General features: G+C 70.8%; 19 protein-coding genes and 1 pseudogene. 10 read left to right on the plus strand and 10 right to left on the minus strand.

The features are described 5' to 3' along the window. Nucleotides 1-95, minus strand: a 95-nt coding sequence (locus BLQ03_RS18945) for an FAD-binding protein (RefSeq protein WP_139166762.1), incomplete at its 3' end; no start/stop codon positions are given. Between the two features lie 195 nt (nt 96-290). Between BLQ03_RS18945 and greA the strand changes: the two genes are divergently transcribed. The 4 genes from greA (at nt 291) to BLQ03_RS16755 (ending at nt 2,835) form a co-directional block, all read left to right on the plus strand. Next, a complete protein-coding gene (gene greA / locus BLQ03_RS16740) occupies nt 291-761 on the plus strand; it encodes a transcription elongation factor GreA (RefSeq protein ID WP_090757444.1) in 471 nt (156 codons plus the stop codon). Nucleotide 762: 1 nt separating this feature from the next. Continuing rightward, on the plus strand, nt 763-1,680 hold the full coding sequence (locus BLQ03_RS16745; RefSeq protein WP_425415752.1) for a hypothetical protein: 918 nt from the start codon (nt 763-765) through the stop codon (nt 1,678-1,680). A gap of 64 nt (nt 1,681-1,744) precedes the next feature. Next, nucleotides 1,745-2,506, plus strand: coding sequence for an AzlC family ABC transporter permease (locus BLQ03_RS16750; RefSeq protein WP_090757446.1), 762 nt, complete (start codon nt 1,745-1,747; stop codon nt 2,504-2,506). Next, nucleotides 2,506-2,835, plus strand: coding sequence for an AzlD domain-containing protein (locus BLQ03_RS16755; RefSeq protein ID WP_090757447.1), 330 nt, complete (start codon nt 2,506-2,508; stop codon nt 2,833-2,835). Before BLQ03_RS16750 ends, BLQ03_RS16755 begins: the two co-directional genes overlap by 1 nt. A gap of 67 nt (nt 2,836-2,902) precedes the next feature. On the opposite strand, the gene BLQ03_RS16760 is transcribed toward BLQ03_RS16755, so the two are convergent. The 4 genes from BLQ03_RS16760 to BLQ03_RS16775 form a co-directional block, all read right to left on the minus strand. After that, nucleotides 2,903-3,553: a hypothetical protein gene (locus BLQ03_RS16760; RefSeq protein ID WP_425415753.1), complete on the minus strand. Its 651-nt coding sequence runs from the start codon at nt 3,551-3,553 to the stop codon at nt 2,903-2,905. Nucleotides 3,554-3,606: 53 nt separating this feature from the next. Then, nucleotides 3,607-3,789, minus strand: a complete 183-nt coding sequence (locus BLQ03_RS16765; protein WP_090757448.1) for an aa3-type cytochrome c oxidase subunit IV — start codon at nt 3,787-3,789, stop codon at nt 3,607-3,609. 71 nt (nt 3,790-3,860) lie between these two features. Further along, complete coding sequence (locus tag BLQ03_RS16770) at nt 3,861-4,910, minus strand: MBL fold metallo-hydrolase (RefSeq protein WP_090757449.1); 1,050 nt, start codon at nt 4,908-4,910, stop codon at nt 3,861-3,863. Beyond that, entirely contained in the window at nt 4,907-6,598 is a 1,692-nt protein-coding gene (locus BLQ03_RS16775; protein ID WP_090757450.1) for an acyl-CoA dehydrogenase, read from the minus strand. Before BLQ03_RS16775 ends, BLQ03_RS16770 begins: the two co-directional genes overlap by 4 nt. 115 nt (nt 6,599-6,713) lie before the next feature. On the opposite strand from BLQ03_RS16775, the gene BLQ03_RS16780 reads away from it, so the two are divergent. Both BLQ03_RS16780 and BLQ03_RS16785 read left to right on the plus strand, forming a co-directional pair. Next, nucleotides 6,714-7,670, plus strand: coding sequence for an L-threonylcarbamoyladenylate synthase (locus tag BLQ03_RS16780; RefSeq protein ID WP_090757451.1), 957 nt, complete (start codon nt 6,714-6,716; stop codon nt 7,668-7,670). A gap of 39 nt (nt 7,671-7,709) precedes the next feature. Then, a complete protein-coding gene (locus BLQ03_RS16785) occupies nt 7,710-8,519 on the plus strand; it encodes a uracil-DNA glycosylase (protein ID WP_090757452.1) in 810 nt (269 codons plus the stop codon). Here the strand turns inward: BLQ03_RS16785 and BLQ03_RS16790 are convergent. Beyond that, nucleotides 8,498-9,283 (minus strand): protein-disulfide reductase DsbD domain-containing protein, encoded by a 786-nt coding sequence (locus BLQ03_RS16790; protein WP_090757453.1) that lies wholly within the window; start codon nt 9,281-9,283, stop codon nt 8,498-8,500. The two genes, BLQ03_RS16785 and BLQ03_RS16790, sit on opposite strands and share 22 nt — an antisense overlap. Before the next feature lie 207 nt (nt 9,284-9,490). Between BLQ03_RS16790 and BLQ03_RS16795 the strand changes: the two genes are divergently transcribed. From BLQ03_RS16795 to plsY, 4 genes are all read left to right on the plus strand, one after another. Next, nucleotides 9,491-10,027: a YqgE/AlgH family protein gene (locus BLQ03_RS16795; protein ID WP_245688994.1), complete on the plus strand. Its 537-nt coding sequence runs from the start codon at nt 9,491-9,493 to the stop codon at nt 10,025-10,027. A 132-nt stretch (nt 10,028-10,159) separates the two neighbouring features. Then, nucleotides 10,160-11,128 (plus strand): aspartate carbamoyltransferase catalytic subunit, encoded by a 969-nt coding sequence (locus BLQ03_RS16800; protein WP_090757455.1) that lies wholly within the window; start codon nt 10,160-10,162, stop codon nt 11,126-11,128. 63 nt (nt 11,129-11,191) lie between these two features. Continuing rightward, nucleotides 11,192-12,466 (plus strand): dihydroorotase, encoded by a 1,275-nt coding sequence (gene pyrC, locus BLQ03_RS16805; protein ID WP_090757456.1) that lies wholly within the window; start codon nt 11,192-11,194, stop codon nt 12,464-12,466. Next, on the plus strand, nt 12,459-13,064 hold the full coding sequence (gene plsY / locus BLQ03_RS16810; protein WP_090757457.1) for a glycerol-3-phosphate 1-O-acyltransferase PlsY: 606 nt from the start codon (nt 12,459-12,461) through the stop codon (nt 13,062-13,064). The genes pyrC and plsY overlap by 8 nt, the downstream gene beginning before the upstream one ends. Here the strand turns inward: plsY and BLQ03_RS16815 are convergent. The 4 genes and pseudogenes from BLQ03_RS16815 to BLQ03_RS18130 all read right to left on the minus strand — a co-directional run. After that, nucleotides 13,061-13,546, minus strand: a complete 486-nt coding sequence (locus BLQ03_RS16815; RefSeq protein WP_090757458.1) for an isoprenylcysteine carboxyl methyltransferase family protein — start codon at nt 13,544-13,546, stop codon at nt 13,061-13,063. The genes plsY and BLQ03_RS16815 overlap by 4 nt on opposite strands. A gap of 4 nt (nt 13,547-13,550) precedes the next feature. Beyond that, nucleotides 13,551-14,645, minus strand: coding sequence for a type III polyketide synthase (locus tag BLQ03_RS16820; protein ID WP_342672030.1), 1,095 nt, complete (start codon nt 14,643-14,645; stop codon nt 13,551-13,553). Between the two features lie 63 nt (nt 14,646-14,708). Further along, nucleotides 14,709-15,584: a 3-hydroxybutyryl-CoA dehydrogenase gene (locus BLQ03_RS16825; protein WP_090757459.1), complete on the minus strand. Its 876-nt coding sequence runs from the start codon at nt 15,582-15,584 to the stop codon at nt 14,709-14,711. A gap of 127 nt (nt 15,585-15,711) precedes the next feature. Next, nucleotides 15,712-15,813, minus strand: a pseudogene (locus tag BLQ03_RS18130) (electron transfer flavoprotein subunit alpha/FixB family protein); the annotation flags it as partial.

A 15,813-nucleotide genomic window follows, 5' to 3' on the forward strand; every position in this document is an offset into this window, starting at 1 on the left:
ATCTGCTTCAGGCGGATCGCCGCCGACAGGCCCGCGGGTCCCGCCCCGACGATCACCACGTCGAATTCCATCGATTCGCGTTCGATCGTGCTCATGGCTGGGCCCCCTCTGGCGTGGCTGGATCGCGGGTTTGCATCGACATAAGGGGGTTTGCCCCCTTGCACAACATGACGTGACGTGCATTGCCACGCGGGCGGGCGCTTGCGTCGGCGGGTCGGCCGGGGCACGATGCGGGCTGCATCTGACGACGCCCCCGCCCTTGGCCGGGGGCGTTTGCACACGAGGAAGCGATGGAAAAGATACCGATGACCCGTGCGGGGTTCGACCAGCTCGACGCCGAGCTGCGCGACCTGAAGGCGGTCGAGCGTCCGGCCGTGATCCGCGCCATCGCCGAGGCGCGCGAGCATGGCGACCTGTCCGAGAATGCCGAGTACCACGCCGCGCGCGAGAAGCAGTCCTTCATCGAGGGCCGGATCAAGGAACTCGAGATGATCCTGTCGCGGGCCGAGGTGATCGACCCGGCCAAGCTGTCGGGCAGCGTCAAGTTCGGCGCCAGGGTCACCGTCGTGGACGAGGACACCGACGAGGAAAAGACCTTCCAGCTGGTGGGCGAGCAGGAGGCGGACCTGGAACGGGGCCTGCTGAACGTCCGCTCGCCGCTCGCCCGCGCGCTGATCGGCAAGGACGAGGGCGACAGCGTCGAGGTGACCACCCCCGGCGGCCAGAAGTCCTACGAGATCCTGTCGATCCGCTATGAATGAAGTGAGCGAACGGCTGCGCCGGATGACCGAGGGCCGCGACCCGGCGGCGCTGGTGGGGCTTGCGGCATCCGCCGCCTGGGTGGCCCTGGTGCTGCTGTTCTGGCTGCTGGGGCCCGAGGGCTCGCCCGCATCGGGCCTGGGCCGGCTTCTGGCGCTGGCGGGCGTCATCCTGCCCCTGGCGCTGATCTGGATCGCCGTGGGCCTGGCCCGGGCCATCGAGGAGCTGCGAACCGAGGCCGCGCTGCTGCGTGCCCGCATGGACATGCTGCGGGGTTCGGGGCGCGAGGACGAGCCAGAGACTCTCGGCGCCCGCCCGGCCGCCGAGCCCCGTCCGAGGGCCGAGCCGCGGCCCGCAGCCCAGGCCCGGCCCGCCGCGGCCCGTGCGCCTGCAACTCGCCCGGCCGCCCCGCGCCCGAGCGACCTGCCGCTCGAACCCCCGCCGCCGCCGGTGCAGGCCGAGCCCGCCACGCTGATCATCGCGCTGAACTTCCCCGACGGGCCGGACGATCACGAGGTCATCTCGGCGCTGCGGACCGCGCTGGCCGACCCCGAGGCCGCCAAGGTGATCCGGGCTGCCCAGGACATCGTCACGCTGCTGGCGCAGCAGGGGGTCTATACCGACGACCTGCGGGCCTCCGTCGCCTCCGCCACGCCCTGGCGGCGCTTCATCGCGGGCCAGCGCGGCCCGGCGCTGGCCGACCTCGCCACCGCCGACCCCGACTCGGCCGAGGCCATCGCGCGCGCCATGCGCGCCGACGAGGTCTTCCGCGACGCGGCCCAGCATTTCATGCGCCAGTTCGACCGCACCCTCGCGCGCTCGGCCGAGGAACTGGGCGACGAGGGCATCCTGGCCCTGGCCTCGACCCGTTCCGGCCGGGCCTTCGCCCTTCTGGCGCAGGTCATGGGGATGTTCGGCTGAGTCCCTTGTCCCGTGCCGCACCCCTGCTGAAGCTGCGGCCCGCAACCGTTCCGGAACCCTTCGCATGACGCAGCTTTCCCGGCCCGTGCCTCTGGCCTCGGGCGCCGAGTCTCCCTCGGTGGCGCGGTCCTTCCGCACGGGCTTCCTGCAGGCCTTGCCCTTCCTGCTGGTGCTGGTGCCCTTCGCGCTGCTCTTTGGGGTGGTGGCGACCGCCGCCGGGTTGGACCTTGCGCAGACCATGGGCTTCTCGGTCCTGGTGCTGGCAGGGGCCTCGCAGTTCAGTGCGGTTCAGTTGCTCAGCGACCATGCGCCCGTGCTGGTGGTGCTGGCCTCGTCGCTGGCGATCAACCTTCGGATGGCGATGTATTCGGCCTCGCTGACGCCCTGGCTGGGACGGGCGCCGGCTTGGCAGCGGGCGCTGATCGCCTATGTGCTGATCGACCAGACCTACGGCATGGCAATCCAGCGGTTCGAGCGTCAGCCGCGCCTGACGATCCCCGAGCGAGTGGCCTATCTCGCCGGCGCGACCCCGGTGCTGTGCCTGCCCTGGATGCTGTTCACCTATGTCGGTGCCACGGCCGGGCAGATGATTCCGGCCGCTTGGCCGCTGGACTTCGCCGTGCCGATCACCTTCCTGGCCATGACCGCGCCGATGATGCGCACGCTGCCCCATGTCGCGGCGGCGCTGGTCGCGGTCCTGTCGGCGCTGGCCCTGTCGGGCCTGCCCTCGGGGACGGGCGTGCTGATCGCCGGACCGCTGGGCATGGCCGCGGGCGCCGTAGCCGAGGCCTGGCAGTCCCGCCGCCGAATCCAAAGGAGCGGCTGATGCCGGGCTATTCCGACGCGACGATCTGGCTGGTGATCCTGGCCCTCGGAATCGGCACCTACCTGATCCGCTGGTCCTTTCTGGGGGCGGTAGGCGACCGGCCGGTGCCTGACTGGGCGCAGCGGGTGCTGCGGTACACGGCCGTCTCGGTGCTGCCCGCGCTGATCGCGCCCCTTGTCATGTGGCCCGCCGCCACCGGCGGCCAGCCCGATCCCGTGCGGCTGTATTCGGCTGCGGCGACGCTGGCGGTAGGGCTTCTGACCCGCAGCACGCTGCCCGCGATCCTTGCGGGCGGGACGGTGCTGGGCCTCGGAACCTGGCTCGCCTGAAAAGACCGATCTTCTGCCCCCAAATATCCCGGGAAAGCCGAAGGCGGGGGCAGAGCCCCCTCTGTCCTCAGCCCGGCGCGCGCACCAGCTGGCCGTTCCGGTAGCCCTCGATCGAGCCGTCCTTCTGGCGCAGCAGGACGTCGTGGTTGTTGGCCGGGTCGCCGTCCTGGTGGCGCTTGGACTGCACGCCCGGCAGCGTCAGGAACCATTGCCGCAGCTTCAGCGGGCTGAAGCCGCCCGGCGCGCCCTCGAAGCCCGGCACGTTCTGCAGCGCCTGCCCGCTGTTGACGGCGCAGTAGCTTTTCGGCGACGCCCCCTGCGCCTCGACGGCGCGGATCGCGGCGTCCGCCACCTCGCGGCTGACGAAGACGGTGTCCTCGGCGACCCAATAGGTCTCGCGCGCGTGGTAGTCGATGTAGAAGCGCTTGAAGTTGTCGGTGATCCCGTAAAGCACGTCGTTGCGCTCGGGGATCTGCGGGTGTTCCCAGCTGCCCGCAGGATCATAGATCACCCGCTGGCTGCCGTTGATCATCAGCGCCGAATGGCCGCCCTCGCCGCGCGGAATGCCGATCACGGTGAACAGCGTGATCGAGGGTGGCTCGTTCGACACGAAGCGCGCCCGGCGCAGGGCCTCGTCGTCCGCCCAGCGCGGCTCGGCGCAGGCAGCCAGCGCGGCAGTCAGCGAAAGCGCCAGAAAGGCGCGCCTTTTCATCGGCATGATGTCACGTCCCCTCGCGCCGCCCCCTTCATCGGAGAGTCGGCCGGTGTCGGTCAGGCGTTGGCCAGGGCCAGGAAGATCAGGATGACGACGACCCCGACCGCGAACCAGGTCATCAGGCGGATGAAGCCGTCAAAGGTGCGCTGGTGATCGGTCACGTCCATCGTGCCATGGTCGTGATGCGCGACGGCATGATCCTGGTGATGGGCGGAGTGCTGCGTGTGCGTCGTGGCCATCTGTTGTCTTGTCCCCTGGTCGCGGCGTTCGGTCCTGTTCCGGGCATCGCTAGCGGAAAGCGCAGGCGCTGTCACGCCCTCCACAGCACGCCGCCCTGCGCGTCGGTGCCCACCGGCCACGCGAGCCCCCGCGCTCCAAGCGCGTTCAGATGCGCCACCGCCTCGACCAGCGCGAGGCCGTATTCCCCGTCCCCGATCCGCCGCCCGAACAGCAGGTCGAAGCATTGCACGGCGGTGCGGGGCGCGACTGCCAGCGCCTCGGCCAGCCGGCGCAGGGCCGATTCGTGGTTCTCGGCCAGTTGCACAAGCCGCTGCGGCAGGCCGGTGAAGGGCAGCTTGTGGCCCGGCAGGACAAGGTGGCGCGGCTCGGCCCGCGCGGCCATCCGGGCGCAGCTGTCCAGCCAGTCGCCGACGGGGTCCGCGCCCGGCTCGGTCGGATAGACGCCGAGGTTGGGCGAGATGCCGGGCAGAAGCTGGTCGCCCCCGATCACGAGGTCGTCGCTCTCTGACCACAGGGTCAGGTGCTCGGCGGCATGGCCCTCGCCTGTCACGACCCTCCAGTCGCGCCCGCCCAGGCGCAGGCTCTGGCCGTCGCGGAGGCGGCGATAGCCCAGCGGCAGGGGATGGACCACGTCGGCAGTGTTCCAGGGCCGTTCGGCCGCGCGCTGGTCCAGCCGCGCCTCGTCCATGCCCGCACGGCGCCAGAAGTCGATCTGCTGCGGCGTGGCCCGGTCCTGCACGTCCAGCGCCAGCATCCGCGCAAACAGCCAGGCCGTGCGGCTGGTCCAGAGCTCGGCCCCGTGTTCCTCGACGAACCAGCCCGCAAGGCCGATGTGATCGGGATGCTGGTGCGTGGCCAGCACGCGCGCGACCGGTGCCCCTGCCATCGGTCCCGAAAGCAGGCGTCGCCAGATCTCGCGCGTGCGCTTCGTGTCGAAACCGGTGTCCACGATCGTCCAGCCGTCGGCGTCAGCTAGGGCATAGGCGTTGACGTGGTCCAGCCGCATCGGCAGCGGCAGGCGCATCCACAGGACGCCTTCCGCCACCTCGACCGCCTCGCCCTCGGGCGGAGGCTCGGGCCAGGGATGGCGGATGCCCTCGGGGCGAGGGGCAGCGGTCATGCGGCCCCGGCGAAGGCCGCGTCGGGCAGGGCGTCGAGGTCGGCCCAGCCCGCCCGTGCCTCGGCCAGGTCGCCCGTGTTGCGGGGCAGGACGCGGGTCACGAAAATGCTGGCCAGGCGCTTGCGGGCCTCGTCGCCCTTGCGGGCCGCGATCAGGTGGTAATGCGCCCCCAGCGCCCGGGCAAAGGCGTTCAGGTAGGGCATCGCGCCCGCGAGCCGGTCGGTCTGGCCGGACTCGATCAGGGCGGCGGTGGCCTCGCGCAGCGTTTCGGCCGCGTCCCAGACCGCGCGGGCAAGTTCGGGCATCTCGGCCTGCGCGGCCTTGGCGCCGTCCATGATCTCGTCGATCAGGCGGAAGGCCATCTCGCCCCCGTCCGACATCTTGCGCAGCACCAGGTCGATGGCCTGGATGCCGTTGGTGCCTTCGTAGATGGGGGTGATGCGGACGTCGCGCAGGTACTGGGCGGCACCGGTTTCCTCGATGTAGCCCATGCCGCCGTGGACCTGCACGCCCATGTCGGCCACGCGGCAGCCGACATCGGTTCCATAGGACTTGGCGATGGGCGTGAGGAAGGCCGCGCGTGCCGCGCATTCGGGGTCGCCCGTGGCCGCCGCCATGTCCAGCGCCTGCGCGCAGGCCAGCCCGATGGCGCGGGCGGCGAAGACCTCGGCCCGGCCGCAGGCCAGCATCCGGCGCACGTCGGGGTGGCGGGCAATGGCACCCATCTGCGCCCGCTCACCCGCATAGGCGGCGGCCTGTTGCAGCGCGGCCTCGGCCACGGCCACACCCTGCATCCCCACGCCCAGCCGCGCGGCGTTCATCATGGTGAACATCGCGGCCATGCCTTTGTGTTCCCCGCCGACCAGCCAGCCCTTGGCGCCCTCGAAGCTCATCACGCAGGTGGGCGAGCCGTGGATGCCCATCTTGTGTTCCAGCGACACGACCTTGAGGCTGTTGGCCAGCCCCGGCTTGCCGTTCCCGTCGGGCAGGTATTTCGGCACCATGAACAGGCTGATCCCGCGCGTCCCCTTGGCCCCTTCGGGCAGGCGCGCCAGCACCAGGTGGCAGGTGTTCTCGTTCACGTCGCTGTCGCCCCAGGTGATGAAGATCTTCTGCCCGGTGACGCGATAGGTGCCCTCGCCGTCCGGCTCGGCCCGCGTCGTCAGTGCGCCCACGTCGGACCCGGCCTGCGGCTCGGTCAGGTTCATGGTGCCGTTCCATTCGCCCGAGATCAGCTTGGGCAGGTAAAGCGACTTCATCGCCTCGTCGCCGTGGTGCTGCAGCGCCTCGATCTGGCCCTGGGTCAGCAGCGGGTTCAGCTGCAGCGCAAGGCAGGCGCCCGCCATCATCTCGCTGACTGCGACGTTCAGCGTCTGGGGCAGGCCAGCGCCGCCATGCTCGGGATCGGCCGACAGCCCGATCCAGCCGCCCTCGGCAATGGCCGCGAAGCCCTCGGCATAGCCGGGCGACGACCGCACCGCGCCGTTTTCCAGCCGGGCGGGCGTCAGGTCGCCTGCGCGGTTCAAGGGCGCCAGCACCTCGGTCGCCATGCGGCCCGCTTCGGACAGGATCGCAGTCACGGTATCGGGCGTCGCTTCGGCGAAGCGCGCGGTCGCAGCGACAGGCGCCAGCGGCACGACCGATTGCAGGATAAAGGCGATGTCCTCGACCGGCGCGCGATAGGCCATGTAACTGTTCCCCCGTGGCGGCGCGGGCGTTGCATTCCGCCGCCCGGCGCGTATTTCCCATGCTGGCCATGAAGGTTAACTCTCGCCCGGCCCGCCGCAACCCCGCAGAGGCGCAATGACCAGCCATTCCACCCTGACCTTGCGTCCCGATGCACCCGGCATCGCACGTGCCGCGCGCCTGCTGGCCGAAGGCCAGGCCGTCGCCCTGCCGACCGAGACGGTCTACGGCTTGGCCGCCGATGCCCGGAACGGCGAGGCGGTGGCGCGCATCTACGCGGCGAAGGGCCGGCCTTCGTTCAATCCGCTGATCGTGCACCTGGCCGATGCCGAAGCCGCCGGGCGCATCGGTGTGCTGGACGAGGACGCCCTGCGGCTGGCGGAAGCCTTCTGGCCCGGCCCGCTGACGCTGGTGGTGCCGCTGCGGGACGGGGCAGGGATCGCGGGAATCGTGACGGCGGGGCTGGACAGCGTGGGGCTGCGGGTGCCCGCGCATCCTGTGGCTCATGCGCTGCTGCAGGCCTTCGGCGGTCCGCTGGCCGCCCCTTCGGCGAATCGCTCGGGGCGGATCAGCCCGACGACGGCGGCGCATGTGCTGGCCCCGGACGGGGGCCTTGCGGGGCGGATTGCGGCGGTGGTGGACGGCGGCGCCTGTCCGGTCGGGGTCGAATCGACCATCGTCGGCTGGCGCGAAGGCGAGCCCCTGCTGCTGCGCCCGGGCGGGGTTCCCGCCGAGGCCATCGAGACCGTTCTTGGCCGCCCGCTTGCGCGCGGCGCCGACCTTGTTGCCCCCGACGCACCGGGGCAGTTGTCCAGCCATTATGCCCCCGCCGCCTCTGTCCGGCTGGACGCGGCCAAGGCGCAGCCGGGCGAGACGCTGATCGGCTTCGGCCCCGTCGCGGGCGATCTGAGCCTGTCGGCCTCGGGCGATCTGACAGAGGCCGCCGCGCGCCTGTTCGACACCCTGCGGGCCGCCGACCGGCTGGGGCAGCCCATCGCGGTCGCGCCGGTCCCGCGCCACGGGCTGGGGCTGGCCATCAACGACCGCCTGGCCCGTGCCGCCGCGCCGCGCTGAGCGGTTGCCCCGCGCCCGCCGCATCCTTAGCCTCATCCCATGACCGCCGACCCGACCTGGAAGGGGATGCCCCTTGACGCCGAGACCGCGCTGGCGCTGCTGGAATGGCAGCGCGAGATGGGGGTGGACGAGGCCATCGGGGACGCGCCGGTGGACCGCTATGCCGAGCCGCTGCGCCCGGCCACGGCCGCGCCCGAACCCGCCCCTGCCGCTGCGCCCCCGACGCCCGCGGCCGAGCCGCTGATGGGCCAGGCGCAGGCCATGGCCGCCCACGCGCGGACACTGGCAGAGCTGTCCGAGATCCAGAGCGGCTTCGAGGGGCTCGAGATCCGGCGCGGGGCGCGCAACTTCGTCTTTGCCGATGGCCACCCCGGCGCGCGGGTGATGATCCTGGGTGAGGCGCCCGGAGAGGAGGAGGACCGCCAGGGCCGCCCCTTCGTCGGTCGGGCAGGGCAGCTTCTGGACCTGATGTTCGACGCCATCGGGCTGTCCCGCAACGCCGTGGACGCAGAGCGTGCGCTTTACATCACCAATGTCCTGCCTTGGCGACCTCCTGGCAACCGCCGGCCCGAGCAGGCCGAGATCGATGCGATGCTGCCCTTCGTGACCCGTCACGTGGAACTGGCGTCGCCCGACATCCTGGTCTTGATGGGGAACACGCCCTGCAAGGCGGCGCTGGGCCGCGACGGCATCCTGCGGCTGCGCGGGCGCTGGACCGAGGCCTTCGGCCGCCCCGCCCTTCCGATGACCCATCCCGCCTACCTGCTGCGGAACCCGATCGCCAAGCGCGAGGCCTGGGCGGACCTCTTGTCGCTGTCGGCGCGGCTTCAGGCCGGGTCGCAGCCCTGATATTCGACCGCGCCCTCGGGGCCGATCAGCGTCAGGCGCACCTCGGCCGGGTCCAGCGGAAAGGGCTTGGCGGCGGGCGGCACGAAATCTGCGGTGGCCGTCAGTCCCTTGTCCCCGGCCGTGACCTCGGGCGCCGAGACCCAGACCTCGGGCCGGCCGAGTTCCAGCGCGGCGGCGGTGTCGGCCGCCAGGCGCCTGCCGACCGAGGCCGCGACCCGCACGCCGTCGGTAATATCGGTCAGGGTGCAGGTCAGCGCCGCCTCGACCGTTTCGGGCACCTGCGCCAGCGCGGCGAGGATGGCCGGGTCGGGGCTTGTGGCGGTCGGGGGCATGTCCAGCGCCAGGTCGGCAGGCACGCAGACGTTCAGGCAGAGGCCCAGTTCGACTTCGACACGGCCTGCGACGGGCTGGCCGGGGGCGGCGGGCGCAAGCTCGATCGGCAGCACCAGCGCCCCGTGATAGCCCAGCGTCCGTTCGCCGGCCGAGTCGATCACCTCGGGACGCGGCCAGTGGGCGCGCGCATGGTCCAGGTTCGCCAGGCCGGCCCAGTCGAAGCGGGGCGGCACGCCGCTGTCGCCGGGGCTGCGCCAGTAGGTCTTCCACCCCGGCGCAAGCTCCAGCCGCAGCGCGGTCATCCAGGTCCCCGCCTCGGTCCGGTAGGGGGGCAGCAGCGCGGCCGTTTCGAGCCCCTGCGGCAGGTCCTGCGCCCCCGCGGCGGCGGGCAGGGCCAGAAGGGCGATCAGGGGCAGGGCGAGGCGGGTCATGCCTTCTGCTGTAGGTCGCGGACGGCCCGCAAGGAAGTCACATCTGCGCCACGGGTTCGTGCAGTCTTGCAGGGCGGGCCGCGGATACCGATCTTTTACCGGAAAGGAAGTCTAATGACCCGCTCCGACCAACACCATCCCACCGGGGACACTGGCCGCGTCCATGGCCGCCGTCCCGACAACCTGACCGGCAAGGTGCTGATCGCCATGCCCGGGATGAGCGATCCGCGCTTTTCCCATTCCGTGGTGCTGATCTGCGCCCATGGCGACGAGGGCGCGATGGGCATCGTGCTGAACAAGCCCCTGCCGGGCGTGGGCTTCGCCGACCTGTTGGGCCAGCTCGGCATCGACGCCGAAGGCCGCGCGCCCGCGGTTCCCGTTCATTTCGGCGGTCCCGTCGAGCCGGGGCGCGGCTTTGTCCTGCATCCCCTGCCCGAAGGCGCGGAGAGCGAGGACGAGGGCGTGCTGCGCATCCCCGGTCTGCGGCTGGGCATGACCACGACGCGCAACATCCTGGAGGACATCGCCAGCGGTCGGGGGCCGGACCGGGCGGTGCTGTCACTGGGCTACGCGGGCTGGGATGCGGGCCAGCTGGAATCCGAGGTGCTGGCGAACGGCTGGCTGGTCGCCGAAGCCGGGGATGAGCTGATCTTCGGCACGGACAACTCCCGAAAGTGGCACCAGGCCCTGAAGTCGCTGGGCGTCGATCCGCTGGCGCTGTCCACTGCCGCCGGCCACGCCTGAACCGGACAGGGAGGCGCCGCCCCTGCCTTCGGGCGGGCTAGGGGGTATTTGGGTCAGCAAGACGCCCGGCGGGTTGCCCGGGCCGCGCCGCTTTGCGATAGAGGCGAGACCCGCGATCCCGGAGGCCCGTTCATGACGTTCCGCGCCCGCCACCTGCTTGGCGTCGAACAGCTTTCGCCCCCCGAGATCACGACCCTTCTCGATCTCGCCGAAAGCTATGTCGCCCTGAACCGGCGCACGGTGAAGCATGGCGACGCGCTGGAGGGGCTGACCCAGATCAACCTGTTCTTCGAGAACTCGACCCGCACGCAGTCGAGCTTTGAACTCGCCGGCAAGCGGCTGGGCGCGGATGTGATGAACATGGCCGTGGCGCAGTCGAGCGTGAAGAAGGGCGAGACGCTGATCGACACCGCGCTGACGCTGAACGCGATGCAGCCCGATCTGCTGGTGGTGCGCCATCCCCATTCGGGCGCGGTGAACCTTCTGGCCGAAAAGGTGAACTGCGCCGTCATCAACGCGGGCGACGGGCGGCACGAACATCCGACGCAGGCGCTGCTGGACGCGCTGACGATCCGCCGCGCCAAGGGGCGGCTGCACCGTCTGACCGTCGCCATCTGCGGCGACATCGCGCACAGCCGCGTGGCGCGCTCGAATCTGATCCTGCTGGGCAAGATGGAAAACCGCGTGCGACTGGTGGGACCGGCGACGCTGATGCCCTCGGGTGTGGGCGAGCTTGGCTGCGAGGTCTACGAGGACATGGCCGAGGGCCTGAAGGACGCCGACGTGGTCATGATGCTGCGGCTTCAGAAGGAGCGGATGGACGGCGGCTTCATCCCCTCGGAACGCGAATATTTCCACCGCTGGGGCCTGGACGCCGCGAAGCTGGCGCTGGCCAAGCCCGACGCCATCGTCATGCATCCGGGGCCGATGAACCGCGGCGTCGAGATCGACGGCACTATCGCCGACGATATCAACCGCAGCGTGATCCAGGACCAGGTCGAGATGGGCGTGGCCGTCCGCATGGCCGTCATGGACCTGCTGGCGCGCAACCTGCGCGCCGAGCGTGGCGCAAAGGCCGCGGGGGAGGGGACCTATGTCTGAGGCCTTGCTGCCTGCGTCGCGGCCGCATGGGTATTTGCATCAGGAAGAACTCCGGGCGCTGTCATGATCCTGCATTTCCAGAACGCCCGCCTGATCGACCCCGAGGCGCTGACGGACGAACCCGGCAGCCTGACTGTTCAGGACGGCCTGATCGTTTCCGTGGATGACGACGCGCCGGAAGGGGCGCGGATCGTCGATTGCGCGGGGCGCTGCCTCGCGCCGGGGATCGTGGACTGGGGCGTCAAGATCGGCGAGCCGGGCGAGCGGCACAAGGAATCCATGCGCTCGGCCGCGCTGGCGGCGGCGGCGGGCGGGGTCACGACCATTGTCGCGCGGCCCGACACCAAGCCCGCCATCGACGCGCCGGAATCGCTGGAGTTCGTGACCCGCCGCGCCTCGGAACAGCCCGTCCGCATCCGCCATCAGGCGGCGCTGACGCGCGGACGCGAGGGCCGCGAGATGGTCGAGATGGGCTTCCTGCAGGACGCGGGCGCCCTCGCCTTCACCGATGGTGTGCGGGTGGTCGAGAACACCAAGCTTCTGTCCCGCTGCATGACCTATGCGCGGGGGATCGGGGCGCTGATCGTGGGGCATCCGCAGGATGCGGGACTTTCGAAGGGCGCGGCGGCGACCTCGGGCAAGTTCGCCTCGCTCTACGGTCTGCCCTCGGTGACGCCCTTGGCCGAGCGGATGGGGCTGGAACGCGACCTCGCGCTGGTCGAGGCGACCGGGGTGCGCTGGCACGCGGACCAGATCACCACGGCGGGCGCGCTGGCGGTGCTGGACCGGGCGCGGGCGGCTGGGCTGGACGTGACGGCGGGGACCTCGATCCACCACCTGACACTGAACGAATTCGACGTCGGCGATTACCGCACCTTCTTCCGCCTGACGCCTCCGCTGCGGTCCGAGGACGACCGGTTGGCGCTGGTCGAGGCCGTGGCCGAGGGGCGCATCGACGTGATCGGCAGCTTCCACACGCCCCAGGACGAGGAAGCCAAGCGCCTGCCCTTCGAGGTCGCGGCGCCGGGCGCGGTCGGGCTGGAAACCCTGCTGCCCGCAGCCATGCGGCTTTATCATCAGGGCGGCGTGGGGCTGGCGCAGCTGTGGCGCGCCATGTCGCTGAACCCGGCAAAGCGCTTGGAGCTGGAGGGCGGTCGGCTGGCCATCGGGGCGCCGGCGGACCTCGTGCTGTTCGATCCCGACGCCCCCTTCATCCTCGACCGCTTCGCACTGCGGTCGAAGTCAAAGAATACGCCCTTCGACGGCGCCCGGATGGAAGGGCGGGTGCTGGGCACCTGGGTAGAGGGCCGCCGTGTCTTCGGGGGCGAGGATGCTTGAGCCGGGCGGAGCGGGCGCGATGATCCTCGCGGCAGCCTTGGGCTATCTGCTGGGATCGGTGCCCTTCGGCGTCGTCATCACCCGGGCGCTGGGCCTGGGCGATCTGCGCAAGATCGGCTCGGGCAACATCGGCGCGACCAACGTGCTGCGGACGGGCCACAAGGGCGCGGCGCTGGCAACGCTGCTGCTGGACAGCGGCAAGGGCGCCATTGCGGTGCTGCTTGCCCGTGCCCTGGGCGGCGAGGGCGCGGCGCTGGTCGCGGGGGCTGCGGCCTTCCTCGGCCATCTGTTCCCGGTCTTTCTGGGCTTCCGGGGGGGCAAGGGGGTTGCCACCTTCCTTGGCACGCTGATCGCGCTGTCCTGGCCCATCGGGCTGATGGCCTGCGGGCTGTGGCTGCTGACGGCGGCCGTGACCCGCATCTCGTCCCTGTCGGCGCTGGTCGCGGCGGCGGGGGCGCCGGTGCTGGCGCTGGGCTTTGGCGCGCGCGGCCTTGCTCTGGCGGCGCTGTTCATGGCGGCGCTGATCTTCCTGCGCCACCGCGCCAATATCGCCCGGCTGGTTGCGGGGACCGAGCCGCGCATCGGCCGCAAGACCTAGCGCAGGGGCGCCAACGCTGCGTTCTCGGCCCGGATGCGGATCGCCAGCAGGGCGGCGTTGAGAACGGAGAACACCAAGGCGACCCACGCCAGCCCCAGCACCATCGGCGCCACGGCGATCTCCAGCACGACGAGGGTATAGTTCGGGTGGCGCAGGACCCGGAACGGCCCGCGCCGGACCAGAGGCTCGTCGAGGACGATGATGCGCGTAGTCCAGCGCGGCCCCAGCGTCCCGAGGATCCACAACCGGAACAGTTGCAGGACCACGAAGGCCGCGAGCCATCCCGGCTGGACCGGCTGCCCCCAGCCAAAGACTGCGATCGACACCAGCCAGGCCGTGTGCAGCGCCACGATCAGCGGATAATGCGCCGCCCCATGTTCCACCGCCCCGCGCGCCAGCAGGCGGCGCGTGTTGCGGCGGGCGATGACCAGCTCGGCCAGCCGTTCCAGAACCAGGAAGGCGATGAACAGCGCAGCAGCCACGGGCTCAGAGATCCAGCGGCAGCATGGACAGGGTGAAGCCCGGACCCAAGGCCGACAGCATCAGCCGGCCTTCGGGCCTGCGCGCCAGCACCTCGGCCAGCACGAACAGCACCGTGGGCGCGGACATGTTGCCGGCCATCCGCAGCACCTCGCGCTCGGCATCCAGCGTGCCGGGGCCAAGCTGCAGCGCCTCCTCTATGGCCGTGACCACCTTGGCGCCGCCGGGGTGGCAGACCATGCGGGCGATGGGCTCGGGCCCCAGGGCGGGGCGCATTTCAGCGTAAGCGGCGGCGAGGTTCTCGGTCGCAAAGCCGGGGATCGAGCGGTCGAAGATCACGCCGAGCCCTGCGTCGTCGACGTCCCAGCCCATGATGTCCAGCGTCTCGGGCCACATGTGCTGCACGCCGCGCCCGACCAGGGGACCGTCGCCCGCGCTCGACCCCAGCACGGCCGCCGCCGCGCCGTCGCCGAACAGGGCCGTGGCGATGATGTCGGCCTTGTCCATCCGGTCCATGCGGAACAGCAGCGTGCAGGTTTCCACCGCCACCATCAGCACCCGCGACCCGGGCCGCGCCGCGGCAAGCTCTCGCGCGATGGCCATCCCGGTGACCCCGCCCGCGCAGCCGAGCCCGAAAACCGGCACCCGCTGCACGTCCGGGCGAAAGCCCATCTCGCGCGCGACCCGCGCTTCCAGCGTCGGGGTCGCGACGCCGGTCGAGGAAATGGTGACAATCGTGTCGATGTCGCCTGCCCGCAGGCCCGCCGTCCGCAGTGCGCCTTCGGCGGCATCGCGGAACAGCGCGGTCGCCCCCGCCAGATAGGCGTCGTTGCGGGCCTTCCAGCCATGCGGGCCGCCGAACCAGTCCATCGGCACGACCGAGGCGCGCTGGTCGATACCCGCGTTCTCGAAGGCCGAAACGATCCGCTCGAACTGGGGATAGCGGGGGGCGAGCAGCTCGCGCGCGCGGGCCACGACATCCGTCTGGCGCAGCACATGGGGCGGCAGGGCAGTCGAAAGCCCCAGCAGGCGGACCTCGGTATCCGAGGAATGCGGGACGGCAGAGGGAAGGGGGTCGGGCAGGACGGGTCGGACGGTCACGGGTTGGCCCTCGCGGCGCGGGTCGCCGGAAAGGGGAACCGATGCCCGCCCGCCCCGGTTCCGTCACCTGGTGGGGACGGGCTCCTCGCCGCGATAATCGTAGAAGCCCCGGCCCGTCTTGCGGCCGAGCCAGCCGGCCTCGACATATTTCACCAAGAGCGGGCAGGGGCGGTATTTCGTGTCCGCCAGCCCGTCGTGCAGCACGTTCATGATGGCCAGGCAGGTGTCCAGCCCGATGAAATCGGCCAGCTCCAGCGGACCCATCGGATGATTCGCCCCCAGCTTCAGCGACTGGTCGATGGACCGGACGTTGCCCACGCCTTCGTACAGCACATAGACCGCCTCGTTGATCATCGGGACCAGGATGCGGTTCACGATGAAGGCGGGGAAATCCTCGGCGCTGGCGGGGATCTTCCCCAGAGTCTCGACCACATGGCAGAGGGTGCGATAGGTCGGCTCGTCCGTGGCGATGCCGCGGATCAGTTCCACGAGCTGCATGACCGGCACGGGGTTCATGAAGTGGAAGCCCATGAAGCGTTCCGGCCGGTCGGTGCGCGAGGCCAGCCGCGTGATCGAGATCGACGAGGTGTTCGAGGTCAGGATCGTCTCGGGTTTCAGATGCGGGACGATGGACTCGAAGATGCGGTTCTTGACGTCCTCGCGCTCGGTCGCGGCCTCGATCACCAGGTCGGTTTGGCCGATCTCCTCGACGGCGGTGGTGGTGCGGATGCGGGCCATGGCGGCAGCCTTGGCCTCGGCCGAGATCTTGCCGCGCCCGACCTGGCGTTCGAGGTTGCGGTCCACGGTGGCGACCGCCTTGGCCATTGCCTCGGGCGAGATGTCGTTCAGCAGCACGTCATAGCCCGCCAGCGCGAAGACATGGGCGATGCCATTGCCCATCTGCCCGGCGCCGATCACGCCAACCGATTGCACCGCCATTCCGTTTCCCTTCGTCGTTCGGTTCCGCCGGACGATAGGTCGGCGGGCCCCGGCGGTTCAATGCGAAAACGCCGGACATGAAAGAACCGCCCGCGTGAGGCGGGCGGTTCGGGTCGATCCAGTCAGCTCACAGCTTTTCGGTGAGTTCCGGCAGGACGGTGAAGATGTCGCCCACCAGGCCGTAGTCGGCGACCTGGAAGATGGGGGCTTCCTCGTCCTTGTTGATGGC

The sequence above is a fragment of the Paracoccus chinensis genome (assembly GCF_900102885.1).
Classification (GTDB): domain Bacteria; phylum Pseudomonadota; class Alphaproteobacteria; order Rhodobacterales; family Rhodobacteraceae; genus Paracoccus; species Paracoccus chinensis.

What these genes read in the sequence shown, in the direction of transcription:
- greA (WP_090757444.1), top strand. Translation starts at nt 291, where the DNA reads ATGGAAAAGATACCGATGACCCGTGCGGGGTTCGACCAGCTCGACGCC.
- BLQ03_RS16750 (WP_090757446.1), top strand. Translation starts at nt 1,745, where the DNA reads ATGACGCAGCTTTCCCGGCCCGTGCCTCTGGCCTCGGGCGCCGAGTCT.
- BLQ03_RS16755 (WP_090757447.1), top strand. Translation starts at nt 2,506, where the DNA reads ATGCCGGGCTATTCCGACGCGACGATCTGGCTGGTGATCCTGGCCCTC.
- BLQ03_RS16760 (WP_425415753.1), bottom strand. Translation starts at nt 3,553, where the DNA reads ATGCCGATGAAAAGGCGCGCCTTTCTGGCGCTTTCGCTGACTGCCGCG.
- BLQ03_RS16765 (WP_090757448.1), bottom strand. Translation starts at nt 3,789, where the DNA reads ATGGCCACGACGCACACGCAGCACTCCGCCCATCACCAGGATCATGCC.
- BLQ03_RS16770 (WP_090757449.1), bottom strand. Translation starts at nt 4,910, where the DNA reads ATGACCGCTGCCCCTCGCCCCGAGGGCATCCGCCATCCCTGGCCCGAG.
- BLQ03_RS16775 (WP_090757450.1), bottom strand. Translation starts at nt 6,598, where the DNA reads ATGGCCTATCGCGCGCCGGTCGAGGACATCGCCTTTATCCTGCAATCG.
- BLQ03_RS16780 (WP_090757451.1), top strand. Translation starts at nt 6,714, where the DNA reads ATGACCAGCCATTCCACCCTGACCTTGCGTCCCGATGCACCCGGCATC.
- BLQ03_RS16785 (WP_090757452.1), top strand. Translation starts at nt 7,710, where the DNA reads ATGACCGCCGACCCGACCTGGAAGGGGATGCCCCTTGACGCCGAGACC.
- BLQ03_RS16790 (WP_090757453.1), bottom strand. Translation starts at nt 9,283, where the DNA reads ATGACCCGCCTCGCCCTGCCCCTGATCGCCCTTCTGGCCCTGCCCGCC.
- BLQ03_RS16795 (WP_245688994.1), top strand. Translation starts at nt 9,491, where the DNA reads ATGCCCGGGATGAGCGATCCGCGCTTTTCCCATTCCGTGGTGCTGATC.
- BLQ03_RS16800 (WP_090757455.1), top strand. Translation starts at nt 10,160, where the DNA reads ATGACGTTCCGCGCCCGCCACCTGCTTGGCGTCGAACAGCTTTCGCCC.
- pyrC (WP_090757456.1), top strand. Translation starts at nt 11,192, where the DNA reads ATGATCCTGCATTTCCAGAACGCCCGCCTGATCGACCCCGAGGCGCTG.
- plsY (WP_090757457.1), top strand. Translation starts at nt 12,459, where the DNA reads ATGCTTGAGCCGGGCGGAGCGGGCGCGATGATCCTCGCGGCAGCCTTG.
- BLQ03_RS16825 (WP_090757459.1), bottom strand. Translation starts at nt 15,584, where the DNA reads ATGGCGGTGCAATCGGTTGGCGTGATCGGCGCCGGGCAGATGGGCAAT.